The organism is Acidiphilium sp. (assembly GCF_049977125.1).
Classification (GTDB): domain Bacteria; phylum Pseudomonadota; class Alphaproteobacteria; order Acetobacterales; family Acetobacteraceae; genus Acidiphilium.
The window spans coordinates 1-12,631 of record NZ_JBMFGY010000090.1; the positions used below are offsets into that span (position 1 = coordinate 1).

Consider the following 12,631-nt stretch of genomic DNA (forward strand, 5'->3'; position numbering starts at 1 on the left):
ATTTCATGCGATTATGTTGCCGCTGCCGCGTCAACTTAATCGCATATCGCTCTGGCGGGTCCGATCCCGCCAGAATCCAGGTCCAACCCCTCCGATCCGATCAGCGACGGCCGATTTCGGCAACCAGAAAATCCCGAAAGACGCCAACCCGTTTCGAGTTCCGAAGCTCTTCGGGATAGACGAAAAACATGTCAATCTTGGGGGTTTTGGCATCCGGCAACAACCGCACGAGGCCAGTGGTGTCCTCCGCCAGATATTCCGGCACGGCGCCGATGCCCAGACCGCTGCGAATGGCGATCAGCATGGCTTGCAGCGAATTAACCTCGAGCGCACCGGCTCGCGCGGGCGCGCCTTCGGTATGGCCGAGTCCCGCAAGCCAATTGACATCGGCAACCGGTGGTTTGCGATCACCGAACAGGATCAACCGATGCTGATCGAGGTCCTCCGGGCGCTCGGGCTTGCTGCCGACGTGTTTCAGATAATCTTCCGAGGCGAAAATCTGCCAGCGGATCTCGCCAAGACTGCGTTGGACCAGATCGGGCTGACGCGGCGGATGCATCCGGATCGCCACATCGGCTTCGCGCATGGCCAGATCAAGATCAACATCGTCGAGCAGCAGAGTCATGCTGACGTCGGGATACTGGCTCAGGAACGTTTTCAGGCGCGGCGCCAGCCAGGCGACTCCGAAACTATGCGTGGTCGTCACTTTCAGCCGTCCCGCCGGACGTTCCTTGCTCTCAGCCAGCAACGCCTCGGTCATCGCGAGCTTGGCGAACACCTCGCGCACCGTGCGATTCAATTGTTCGCCCTGCTCGGTCAGAATCAGGCCGCGCGCATGGCGATGAAACAGCGGCACCGCCAGAGCCTCCTCGAGCGCCGAGATCTGGCGCGACACCGCGGATTGCGAGAGGTTGAGCGTATCACCCGCATGGGTGAAGCTGCCCGCCTCGGCCACGGCGTGGAAGACCCGCAATTTGTCCCAATCCATATGATTTCCTGTCACGTTCAGCTTCCCTTCTGAGGCGTCGCGCTGCGCCATGGTTCTGTTTTCGGTATCATGTCGCGGGTTGTTCGATCGCCGCGACATCCGCGAGGAATTTTTCGGCCTCAAGGGCCGCCATGCAGCCGGACCCCGCCGCCGTGACGGCCTGGCGATAGAGCCGGTCCTGCACGTCGCCCGCGGCGAAGACGCCAGCCACCGAGGTGCGGGTGCTGCCGGGGATCGTCGTGATATAACCCTCGGAATCCATCTCCACGGCGCCGCGAAAAATCCGTGTCGCGGGGTCATGGCCGATCGCGATGAAAATACCGTCGATCATGATGTCGCGCATCGCGCCGGTGACAATGTTGCGCAGCCGGGCGCCGGTCACGGTCGGGGGTGTGCCGCCACCGAGAATTTCATCGACCGCATGATCCCAGATGACATCGATCTTCGGGTTGGCGAACAGCCGTTCCTGCAGGATCTTTTCCGCTCTCAGACTGTTGCGCCGATGGATCAGCGTGACGTGGCTGGCATGATGCGTCAGATAGAGCGCCTCCTCCACCGCCGTGTTGCCACCGCCGACGACCGCGACGGATTTGCCGCGATAAAAAAAACCGTCGCACGTGGCGCAGGCCGAGACACCAGCACCTTGGAACGTCCGTTCGGAGGCCAGGCCAAGCCACCGGGCTTGCGCGCCGGTCGCAATAATGATCGCCTCGGCCCGATAGACCGCCCCGGAATCCGCGGTCGCGCGAAACGGACGGCGCGAAAAATCGACCGCGGTGATAATGTCGTGATCGATCCGGGTGCCGACGTGGCGCGCCTGCGCCTCCATCTGTTCCATCAACCACGGCCCCTGGATGACATCGGCAAAGCCGGGATAATTTTCCACATCGGTCGTGATGGTGAGCTGGCCACCCGGCTGCAAACCAGCAACCAGAATCGGCGCCAGATTCGCCCGCGCGGCATAAATCGCGGCGGTATAACCGGCCGGTCCCGCGCCGATGATCAGGACGCGCGTCTCGATGGTGGGGTCCATGTCAGCCATAATGGGTACTCGTATCCTGATTTTGTGCCTGGCGCGATAATGTGCCAAGCCTGTAGCATATCGATGTTGTATCGCGTCGCACAAGCGCCGTGCGGCCGGTCGTGCGCTCTTGAACAGTTTCACGGCACCGCGATATGTAATTATATTACGTCAACCACTCTGTCACCGGTGAGATCCATGCCGCTCAGCTCGGCTAACCATAACGCAACCAGCCGCTTCGGCGATCTGCCGCAGCTTGACGATATCGACCGCTGCATCCTGTCCGAGTTGCAGGCAGACGGGCGAATGACCAATGTGGAGCTGGCGGCGCGCGCCGGAATTTCGCCACCGCCCTGCCTGCGCCGGGTGCGGCGTCTGGAGGAAGCCGGTCTGATCCGGGGCTATCATGCCGATATCGACTCGCAAAAACTCGGCTGGCAGATCCAGTTTTTCGCGATCGTCGGGCTCGACAGCCAGCGCCAGTCCGTGCTCGACGCCTTCGAGACACTGGTCGGCGCCTGGGAGGAACTGCGCGAGTGCCACATGATCCGCGGCGGCGGCGATTTCCTGCTGAAATTCGTGGCGCGCGATGCGGCGCATGAGAACCGGCTCACCGAACAACTCACCGCGGCGCCGAACGTCACCCGCGTCCAGACGTTGCAGACGATTCGCACCAGCCGGGTCCTGGCCGGTGTTCCGATCTGATCGCGGCATGCCCCACCGCACCGCATGGCGCCGGCCATGAGCGCAACAATTCATCGATTCGATCGCGGCGATCGCCTCGCCCTTGGCCTCATCGCGGTGGCGGGTATCCTGATCGACCTCGCTTGCCGCGCGCTGCCGGCGGATCTGCCCTATCTCGCCCCGTTCATCTTCAACGCGCCGATTTTCGCGGGAACCCTGATCTTCGGCTTCTGGTACGCGCGCGGCCTGCAGCGGCTACCCCCGGCGGATCGTCCGGCCCTGTGGCGGCGCGTGTCCTATTTCGCCGGTATCACCGCCATCTATTTCGTCGCGCAGACCCATTTCGAATACGCCGCGCAGCACATGTTCTTCCTCAACCGGCTCCAGCAGATGACTCTGGGGGTCTTCGCCCCCTTTCTGATCGCTTTCGCCTGGCCGCGTGACGTGCTCGCCGCCGGCGTGCCGGCCGAGGTGATCGCGTTCGCCAGCCACAAAATTCTGAAACTGCCGCTCGCCGTGCTGCGCAACCCGATCGTGGCGGCGCTGATCTCGATCGCGGTGACCGATATCTGGTTGCTGCCCTCGGTCGATTTCGCGTCGATGATCAATCCGCCGCTCTACGCGCTCATGAATATCGCGATGATCCTCGCCGGCCTGCTGTTCTGGCTCGTGGTGATCGACCCGAGGCCCAAGGCGCAGGCCGGATATTCCTATCTGACCCGCATGGCCTGCGGGTTCCTGACGATGTTTCCCCAAATCCTGGTCGCCGCCACCGTCGCCTTGTCCGAGATCAATTATTACGATTTCTACGATTTGTGCGGCCGGTTATATCCATCGATCTCGCCGCTGCAGGATCAATTGATCGGCGGCATGATCGAATGGATTCCGCCGGGCCTGCTCAACACAGCCGTGTTGTTCGTGCTGCTCAACGCAATCCGCAAGAACGAGGAATCCGAAACCCGCGCGACGCCGATTCCACCGGGCCGGCGCGTGATCGAGGCGAAATGGACCGGACGGTGAGCCGCCCGCCTCTCTTGCGCGACTCAGGCGGCTAAGCTACAGGCGGCACCGGGTCACGTCCCCCCACCGGGACGCTTTTCTTCTGTAAGGGAGACCATCGATGGATGTCTCAATCGCGGCAAAACCTGCCCTCCGTCCCGCCAACCCCAATTTTTCATCCGGCCCTTGTGCCAAGCGCCCCGGGTTTTCCCTCGCAGCACTTGATGGTGCCCTGCTCGGCCGCAGCCACCGGGCGAAAGAGCCGAAGGCGAAACTCACCGAAATCATCACCCGTTCGCGCGATATTCTCGGCCTGCCGAAGGAGTGGCGGCTCGGCATCGTGCCCGCGTCGGATACCGGCGCGGTCGAGATGGCCCTATGGTCCCTGCTCGGCGCGCGCCCGGTCGATGTGCTGGCGTTCGAGAGTTTTTCCGAGGCCTGGGCCACCGATGTCATCAAGCAGTTGAAACTGGCGGATGCGCGGGTGCTGTCCGCCCCGTATGGCCAACTGCCCGATCTCGCCGCGGTCGATTTCAGCCATGACGTGGTGCTCGCCTGGAACGGCACCACGGCCGGCACCCGGATGCCAAACGGTGACTGGATCGCGGCGGATCGCACCGGTCTGGTGATCGCGGATGCCACCTCCGCCGCTTTCGCGATGGCATTGCCGTTCGACAAGCTCGATGTCGTCACCTGGTCCTGGCAGAAAGTGCTGGGCGGCGAGGCGGCACACGGCATGCTGGCCCTCAGCCCGCGCGCGGTGGAGCGCCTGACCACCTACAAACCCGCCTGGCCGCTGCCGAAAATCTTCCGCATGACCTCCGGCGGCAAGCTCACCGAGGGATTGTTCATCGGCGAGACGATCAACACCCCGTCGATGCTCGCCGCCGAAGATGCGCTCGATGGGCTGCGCTGGGCTGAACGCATCGGCGGCCTGCCGGCCCTGATCGCGCGCAGCGAGGCCAATCTGGCGGCAATCACGGCCTGGGTGGCGGGAAACCAGCGGGTTGCGTTTCTCGCATCCGACCCTGCGATCCGCTCCTGCACCTCGATCTGCCTGACGATCACGGCACCGTGGTTTACCGCACGCGATGCGGATTTCCAGGCCAAGGCGGCGAAACGGATCGCCGCCCTGCTGGAAGCCGAAGCCGTGGCCTACGATATCGCCGCCTATCGCGATGCGCCGCCCGGCTTGCGGATCTGGGGCGGGGCGACGGTGGATACCGCCAATATCGCCGCCCTGCTGCCCTGGATCGACTGGGCGATCGATGCCGTCGCCACCGAAACACTTGCCAAGGTCTGAGATAAAATGCCCAAAGTCCTGATCAGCGACAAACTGTCGCCCGCCGCGATCGACATTTTCAAGCAGCGCGGGGTCGATGTCGTCGTCAAACCCGGCCTGACCCCCGCCGAATTGCGCGCCATCATCGGCGAGTTCGATGGTCTCGCGATCCGCTCCGCCACCAAGGTCACCCGCGAATTGCTCGATGCCGCCACCCATTTGAAAGTGATCGGCCGCGCCGGCATCGGCATCGACAATGTCGACGTCAAATCCGCCACCGCCCGCGGCGTGGTCGTCATGAACACGCCCTACGGCAACGCCATCACCACCGCCGAACACGCGATCGGGCTGATGTTCGCCCTCGCGCGCCAGCTCCCCGAAGCCTCCGCCTCGACCAAGGCCGGCAAATGGGAGAAAAACCGCTTCATGGGCGTCGAACTCACCAACAAGACGCTCGGCCTGATCGGCGCCGGCAATATCGGCTCGATCGTCGCGGATCGCGCGGTCGGCCTGAAAATGCGCGTCGTCGCCTACGACCCCTACCTCACCGAAGCGCGCGCCACCGTGCTGGGCATCGAAAAAGTGGAGCTCGACACGCTGCTCGCCCGCGCCGATTTCATCACGCTGCACACCCCGCTGACCGACCAGACCCGCAACATTCTCTCGCGTGACAACCTCGCCAAAACCAAAAAGGGCGTGCGCATCGTCAATTGCGCACGTGGCGGCCTGATCGATGAGGCCGCACTCTACGATGCGCTGGTCTCCGGCCACGTCGCCGGCGCCGCGCTCGATGTGTTCGAGGTCGAACCCGCGACCGACAGCCCGTTGTTCAGCCTCGACAACGTGGTCTGCACCCCGCATCTCGGCGCCGCCACCACCGAAGCACAGGAAAACGTGGCATTGCAGGTCGCAGAGCAGATCAGCGACTTCCTGCTGACCGGTGCGGTCACCAACGCGGTCAACATGGCCTCGGTCTCCGCCGAGGACGCGCCGCGCCTGAAACCCTATATGCAGCTCTGTCAGCTGCTCGGCAGCTTCGCCGGCCAGCTCACCGAAGCCCGTCACGGCGTGATCCAGAAAGTCGGCATCGAATACGAAGGCGCCGCCGCCCATCTCAACCATCGCCCACTCTCCGCCGCCCTGTTCGCCGGCCTGCTCGCGCCGATGATGGAAGGCGTCAACATGGTCAACGCCCCGGTCTTCGCGCGCGATCACGGCATCGACATGTCCGAAACCGTGCACGACCGTGACAGCGAGTACCAGACCCTCGTGCGCATCTCGGTCACCACCGGCGATCAGACCCGCACCGTCTCCGGCACGCTGTTCGGCGGCGCCAAACCCCGCCTCGTCGAGGTCAAAGGCATCAAGGTCGAAGCCGATTTCGGCCGGCACATGCTCTACGTCACCAATCAGGACAAGCCCGGTTTCATTGCGAAATGCAGCGCCATACTCGCCGAAAAGAACATCAACATCGCCACCTTCCACCTCGGCCGCGCCGCCGAGGGCGGCGATGCGGTGTGTCTGATCTCGATCGATGAAACCCTGCCAGACGCCGCCCTCACCGCAATCCGCGCGCTGCCGCAGGTGATGCAGGCGACCCAGATTTCCTTTTAAAGCAATCTCCGGCGAACAAAGGGCGCAGGATACGGCATCACCGCCGCATCCTGCGCCCATCCCGCGCGCCTCGCGTTGTAACCGAGTGTTTCGGATCAGCCCGCCACCGATTGACGCCGGGCTGGCGGATAATTAAGGCTGGCAGGGCAGAATCATTGCCGTTTTGATCCAGATCAATTCGGCAGGGTGCGGATTGCGGTGCCTGCCGGCTTGCCCAAGTCGGCCCTCATCCAATGTTCCCGTTCAGGTCTGGCCGAGAAAGAGGTATCGATGCGTCGTCTGACGATGGGTTTGGTTGCTGCTGTGATCCTGATCGGCGGGGAAATCGCCCATGCCGCCCCGCCGCCGCCGGCGGTCAGCGTCGTTGTGGTCAAGCGGCAACCGGTCTATCAGGAACAATCCTACATCGGCCGGGTGCAGGCGACGCGGATCGTCAACCTCGTGCCCCGGATCACCGGATATCTCGAGCAGCGGCTGTTTCACCAGGGCGGCGAGGTCAAGCAGGGGCAGTTGCTCTATGTGATCGAGCCCGGCCCGTATCAGGCGGCGTTCGACCAGGCGAATGCCGCCGTCGCCTCGGCGCAGGCCACCCTCGACAACGCTAAAATCACCCTCGCGCGCGCGCAGAACCTGCTGCACACCCCGGCCGGCCAGCGCTCGACCCTCGATGACGCGCGGGCGACCGAAGAGAGCGACGCCGCCAATCTGGCCGCCGCCAAGGCGCAGCGCGAAACCGCCGCGATCAATCTGAGTTACACCCAGATCCGCTCCCCGGTGAACGGGCGGATCGGTCCCACCAGCGTCAATATCGGCAACGTCGTCGGCCCGACGACCGGCACCCTGGCGACCGTCGTGACCCAGAATCCAATCAATATCCGGTTTTCAATGCCGGTCCGCGACGCGCTGAAGCTGCGCGACCAATTCGCCCGCCAGGGCGGGCTGGATGCGGTGGCGTTGCGCCTGCGCCTGCCGGATGGGCGGATGGACAAGCAGTCCGGCACGCTCGATTTCACCAGCAACCTGATCAGCCAAAGTACCGACAGCCTGGCCTTGCAGGGCACGATCGCAAATCCGGTGATCCCCGGACTAGGCGACGCCAAGGTCAACAACCGCGAGCTGACCAGCGGTGAATTCGTCACCGTGGTGCTGCGCAGCAAGCACCCGACCGAGGAGATCGTCTTGCCGCGCGATGCCGTGCTCGCCGATCAGCTCGGCGACTATGTGCTGACGGTGAACGACAAGAACATCGTGACGCGCCGCAAGGTCACGCTGGCGCAAACCACCCCGGCCACCGCAACGATCGCCAGCGGCATCACCCCCGGCGACCGCGTCATCATCGACGGGATCGAGAAAGTCCATCCGGGCCTGACCGTGCAACCGGATGTCGTCACATCACCGATAGCGCAGGGTTGAGCCGATGATCCCGGCGTTCTTCATCGACCGGCCACGGTTTGCCCTGGTCATCGCGCTGATTTTGACCATCGCCGGGTTGTTGGCGCTCACCCACATCCCCGTCGCCCAGTTCCCGGCCATCGTGCCGCCGCAGGTGCAGGTCACCGCGAACTACCCCGGCGCCTCGGCCAAGGTGGTGGAAGACACCGTCGCCGAACCGATCGAGGAGCAGGTCAACGGTCTCGATCACGAGCTCTACGCCTCCTCCACCAGCGCAAACGACGGCAGCTACAATCTGACGGTCAGTTTCGCGCTCGGCTCGGACCCGAATATCGATACGGTGAACGTGACCAACGCGGTGCAGCAGGCCCTCAGCCAGTTACCGGCCCAGGTCCAGGCCGAGGGGCTGACCATCCGCAAGCGATCCTCCTCGGTGCTGGCGTTCCAGTTTTTCTACAGCCCCGGCAACAAGCTGACCCCGCTGCAGATTTCCAACTATGTCACGATCAATCTGCTCGACACGATCAGCCGGGTGCCCGGCGTGGGTCAGGCGTTCGTGTTCGGCGCGCAGAATTATTCCATGCGGGTGGTGTTCAACACCAATCGCCTGGCCGAGCTGGGGCTGACGCCGTCCGACCTGATCGCGGCGATCGATGACCAGAACATCCAGGCGCCGGTCGGCACGATCGGGTTGATGCCGGTCGGCAAGAACCAGCAATATCAGCTCTCGGTGCAGACCCAGGGCCGGTTGAGCTCGGTGAAGCAATTCGGCAACATCGTGGTGCGCGCCAACCAGGACGGCTCGGTTCTGCGCCTCAAGGACGTCGCCAAAATCGTGCTCGGCGCACAGAGCGAAAGCCAGATCGACCGGATCAACGGCGCCAACGGCGTCGCGATCGGTATTTTTCTCACCCCCGGCGCCAACGCGGTCGCCACCTCGGCCGCGCTGGAAAAAACGCTGGCCAAATTATCCAAGCGCTTTCCCGCCGGGCTGAAAACCAAAACCGTCTACAACTCCAGCAGTTTCGTGCTCGACACCATCCACGAGGTCGAACTCACCCTCGCCGAGGCGTTCGCCCTCGTCGTCCTCGTGGTGTTCCTGTTCCTCGGCTCATGGCGCGCCACGATCATTCCCACCGTCGTGGTCCCGGTCGCGCTGATCGGCGCCTTCGCCTTCCTGCTCCCCTTCGGCTATTCCGCCAACACCATCACCCTGCTGGCGCTGGTGGTCGCCACCGGCATCGTGGTCGATGACGCGATCGTCGTGGTCGAAAACGTCGAACGCGTGATGGCGGAAAATCCGGACATGCCGCCACGCGAGGCCGCCAAAATGGCGATGCGCCAGATCCAGGCGCCGATCATCGCGATCTCGCTGGTGCTACTCTCGGTGTTCGTGCCGGTCGCGTTCATCCCCGGCCTGTCGGGCCTTCTGTTCACCCAATTCGCCGTCACCATCAGCGTCGCGATGCTGATTTCAGCCACCAACGCGCTCACCCTCTCGCCAGCACTCTGCGCGATCTTCCTGCGCCCGCAGCACGAGCGTCACGGCATCCTGGGCAAAATCCTCACCGGCATCGATCGCACCCGCGATGGCTACGCCCGCAGCGTGACGCGTCTGGTGCGCCGGCCCTGGATCGCGCTGGCGGTCATCGGCGTGTTCGCTCTGCTGGTGGCGTTCATGAACACCATCACGCCCGGCGGCTTCCTGCCCGATGAGGATCAAGGCGCGTTTTTCATCCAGGCCACCCTGCCGCCCGGCGCCTCGCTGCCGCGCACCGAGGCGATCGGCAACCAGCTGACCAAAATCCTGCACAGTTTCCCCCAGGTGCAGGACGCCATCGCGATCAACGGCTTCTCGATCCTCGACCAGGCCACCGAACCCAACGCGCTGTTCATGGTGGCCCATCTGAAACCCTTCGCCGACCGTCCCGGCGCGCGCAACAACGTGATGGCGGTGATCAACCACGTCTTCGCCGCCACCGCCTCGCTCAAGGGGGCCAATGTGGTGGCGTTCAACCTGCCGCCGATCATCGGCCTCTCGACCAATGGCGGCTTCCAGTACGAGTTGGAAAACGATTCCGGCGCCAGTCAACAGAAATTCGACAGCGTGCTGAAATCGGTCATCGTCGCGGCCAATGGCGACAAGAAACTCGCGCATGTGTTCTCGACCTACAGCGCCAACAACCCCTCGATCTATCTCGACATCGACCGGGAAAAGGCCCAGGCGCTCGGCGTGCCGATCGCCTCGATCTTCACGGCGCTCCAGGCCTCGCTGGGCGGGTATTACGTCAATCAATTCAACTTGTTCGGCCGGGTCTGGCAGGTGAACATCCAGGCCGCGCAACCCGATCGCGACACGCGGGACGCGATCTGGCGGATCTACGTGCGCAGCACCTCCGGCGCCATGATCTCGCTCCGCTCCCTCGCCACCGCCCACACCATCCTCGGCCCGCAGATCATCAGCCGCTACAACGACACCGAAGCGGCGCCGATCATCGGCAGCCCCGCCCCCGGCGTCTCATCCAACGGCGCGCTGGCGGCGATGGAAAAAATCTCCGCCCGCGTTCTGCCCGCCGGCTTCTCCTATGAATGGACCAGCACGGCCTATCTGGAAAAACAGGCCGCCGGCCAGACCGGGGTGATTTTCGCGCTCTCCATCCTGTTCGCCTTCCTGTTCCTGGTGGCGCTGTATGAAAGCTGGATCATCCCGATCCCGGTGCTCCTCTCGGTCGTGGTGGGCGTGTTCGGCGCCATGCTCGGCATCGTCATCGGCGGCTTGACGCTCAACCTCTATGCCCAGATCGGGCTGGTGGTGCTGATCGCCCTGTCGGCGAAAAACGGCATCCTGATCGTCGAATTCGCCAAGGAGCGCCGCGAGGAGGGAATGTCGATCCGTGACGCCGCCGTGATGGGCGCGCGGATGCGGTTCCGCGCCGTGATGATGACCTCGATCGCGTTCATCTTCGGCCTGATCCCCCTGGTGATCGCCACCGGCGCCGCCCAGATCAGCCGCCGCTCCCTCGGCACGCCGGTGTTCGCCGGCATGATCGCGGCCAGCGGGGTCGGCATCTTCATCATTCCGCTGCTCTATGTCGTGTTCCAATCCCTGCGTGAACGCAGCATCCGGCGGAAAGGCGGCCAACCCCGGCCATAAAGCGATAGGCGATTAGAGCGATAGGCGATTACGTTGACGCGGCAGCGGTACCTTAATCGCCTATCGCCCTAGTCAAGCCTGACCATGACGTGGCGCACCACGGTGTAATCCTCCAGCGCATAGAGCGAGAGGTCTTTGCCATAGCCGGACCGTTTCAGACCGCCATGGGGCATTTCGCTGGTCAGCATGAAATGGCAGTTGATCCAGGTGGCGCCGTAGCGCAGCGCCGCGGCCACCCGCATGGCGCGGCCGACATCGCGGGTCCAGACCGATGAGGCAAGCCCATAGTCGGAATCATTCGCCCAATCGATCGCCTGTTCGGTCTCGGTGAAGCGCGTGACCGAAATGACCGGTCCAAACACCTCGCTGCGCACGATTTCATCATCCTGCCCCGCCCCCGCGATCAGGGTGGGCTGGAAATAAAAGCCCGACCCCGCGCCGGGACCGCCACCGGCCAGCAATTCGGCATGCGGCTGTTCGATCGCGCGGCTGACGAAACCGGCGATCCGCGCGCGATGGCGGGCCGAGATGGCGGGGCCGAGGTCGTTCTCGGCATCATCGGGTCGATCATAGCGCAGCGTCCCGATCGCACGCGCGAGGTCGGCGGTGAAGCGCTCGTAAATCGGCGCGGCGGCATAAACCCGGCAGGCGGCGGTGCAATCCTGCCCGGCGTTATACGTGCCGAAATCACGCACGGCGGCGACGGCGGCATCAAGATCGGCATCGTCGAACACAATGACCGGCGCCTTGCCGCCGAGTTCGAGATGGGTGCGCTTGATCGTGCGCGCCGCCGCCTCGAGCACGCGCTCGCCGGTGCCGATCGAGCCGGTGACCGAGATCATCGCGATGCGGGCATCCTCGATCAGGCGCTGACCGGTGGTGTGGCCATGGCCGACGATAATGTTGAGCACGCCCGGCGGCAGGATGTCGGCGGCGATCTCCGCGAGTTTCAACGCGGTGAGCGGCGTGAGTTCGGATGGTTTCAGCACCACGGTGTTGCCGGCGGCGAGCGCCGGGGCGATTTTCCACGCCGCCATCATCAACGGGTAATTCCACGGCGCGATCTGGGCAATCGGCCCGATCGCGTCGCGCCGGATCATCGAGGTGTGACCCGCGAGATACTCCCCCGCGGCGCTGCCCGGCAGGCAGCGGGCGGCGCCGGCGAAAAATCGGAAGCAATCAACAATGGCCGGCATCTCATCGCGCACCACGGCGGGATACGGCTTGCCGCAATTGAGGGCTTCGAGCCGCGCGAAATCGGCCGCCGCGGCTTCGATCCGGTCGGCAAGCCGCAGCAGCATCAACGAACGTTCAACCGGCGGCAGCCGCGAGAAGCCGGGAAACGCCCGCACCGCCGCGCCCACCGCCCGGTCGATCTGGTCGGAATCGGCCTCCGCCACCATCGCGATCGTCCCCCCGGTACGCGGATTGATAATCGCAAGCGGCGCCCCGCCGCCGCTCTCGAACCCGGACCCGATCAGCATCCGCACCGGTATC

At 64.1% G+C, this 12,631-nt stretch carries 9 protein-coding genes; 6 read left to right on the forward strand and 3 right to left on the reverse strand.

All coding sequences use genetic code 11. The features are described from left to right. Positions 1-100: 100 nt before the first annotated feature. Entirely contained in the window at positions 101-988 is an 888-nt protein-coding gene (locus tag ACP5E6_RS12755; RefSeq protein WP_427954618.1) for a LysR family transcriptional regulator, read from the reverse strand. Positions 989-1,055: 67 nt separating this feature from the next. After that, entirely contained in the window at positions 1,056-2,021 is a 966-nt protein-coding gene (trxB, locus tag ACP5E6_RS12760) for a thioredoxin-disulfide reductase (protein WP_427954628.1), read from the reverse strand. 186 nt (positions 2,022-2,207) lie between these two features. On the opposite strand from trxB, the gene ACP5E6_RS12765 reads away from it, so the two are divergent. The 6 genes from ACP5E6_RS12765 to ACP5E6_RS12790 all read left to right on the forward strand — a co-directional run bounded on the left by ACP5E6_RS12765 (position 2,208) and on the right by ACP5E6_RS12790 (position 11,134). Further along, positions 2,208-2,714 carry an Lrp/AsnC family transcriptional regulator gene (locus tag ACP5E6_RS12765; RefSeq protein WP_427954619.1) on the forward strand — a complete coding sequence of 169 codons (507 nt, stop codon included), beginning with the start codon at positions 2,208-2,210 and terminating at the stop codon, positions 2,712-2,714. A 36-nt stretch (positions 2,715-2,750) separates the two neighbouring features. Further along, the gene (locus ACP5E6_RS12770; RefSeq protein ID WP_427954620.1) at positions 2,751-3,713 is read left to right on the forward strand and encodes a cytochrome c oxidase assembly protein; all 963 of its coding nucleotides are present in this window, start codon (positions 2,751-2,753) and stop codon (positions 3,711-3,713) included. A 100-nt stretch (positions 3,714-3,813) separates the two neighbouring features. After that, positions 3,814-4,995 carry a phosphoserine transaminase gene (locus ACP5E6_RS12775; protein WP_427954621.1) on the forward strand — a complete coding sequence of 394 codons (1,182 nt, stop codon included), beginning with the start codon at positions 3,814-3,816 and terminating at the stop codon, positions 4,993-4,995. Positions 4,996-5,001: 6 nt separating this feature from the next. After that, positions 5,002-6,588, forward strand: coding sequence for a phosphoglycerate dehydrogenase (serA, locus tag ACP5E6_RS12780; RefSeq protein ID WP_427954623.1), 1,587 nt, complete (start codon positions 5,002-5,004; stop codon positions 6,586-6,588). 270 nt (positions 6,589-6,858) lie between these two features. Beyond that, a complete protein-coding gene (locus tag ACP5E6_RS12785; RefSeq protein WP_427954625.1) occupies positions 6,859-8,001 on the forward strand; it encodes an efflux RND transporter periplasmic adaptor subunit in 1,143 nt (380 codons plus the stop codon). Positions 8,002-8,005: 4 nt separating this feature from the next. Then, positions 8,006-11,134: an efflux RND transporter permease subunit gene (locus tag ACP5E6_RS12790; RefSeq protein ID WP_427954626.1), complete on the forward strand. Its 3,129-nt coding sequence runs from the start codon at positions 8,006-8,008 to the stop codon at positions 11,132-11,134. A gap of 68 nt (positions 11,135-11,202) precedes the next feature. Here ACP5E6_RS12790 and ACP5E6_RS12795 read toward each other — a convergent pair whose 3' ends face one another. Continuing rightward, positions 11,203-12,630 (reverse strand): gamma-aminobutyraldehyde dehydrogenase, encoded by a 1,428-nt coding sequence (locus ACP5E6_RS12795; RefSeq protein WP_427954627.1) that lies wholly within the window; start codon positions 12,628-12,630, stop codon positions 11,203-11,205. Position 12,631: the final 1 nt, after the last annotated feature.

Bases quoted from the DNA above. Each gene is read 5' to 3' on its own strand.
- trxB (WP_427954628.1), bottom strand. From the start codon at position 2,021: ATGGACCCCACCATCGAGACGCGCGTCCTGATCATCGGCGCGGGACCG.
- ACP5E6_RS12765 (WP_427954619.1), top strand. From the start codon at position 2,208: ATGCCGCTCAGCTCGGCTAACCATAACGCAACCAGCCGCTTCGGCGAT.
- ACP5E6_RS12775 (WP_427954621.1), top strand. From the start codon at position 3,814: ATGGATGTCTCAATCGCGGCAAAACCTGCCCTCCGTCCCGCCAACCCC.
- ACP5E6_RS12755 (WP_427954618.1), bottom strand. From the start codon at position 988: ATGGATTGGGACAAATTGCGGGTCTTCCACGCCGTGGCCGAGGCGGGC.
- serA (WP_427954623.1), top strand. From the start codon at position 5,002: ATGCCCAAAGTCCTGATCAGCGACAAACTGTCGCCCGCCGCGATCGAC.
- ACP5E6_RS12770 (WP_427954620.1), top strand. From the start codon at position 2,751: ATGAGCGCAACAATTCATCGATTCGATCGCGGCGATCGCCTCGCCCTT.
- ACP5E6_RS12790 (WP_427954626.1), top strand. From the start codon at position 8,006: ATGATCCCGGCGTTCTTCATCGACCGGCCACGGTTTGCCCTGGTCATC.
- ACP5E6_RS12785 (WP_427954625.1), top strand. From the start codon at position 6,859: ATGCGTCGTCTGACGATGGGTTTGGTTGCTGCTGTGATCCTGATCGGC.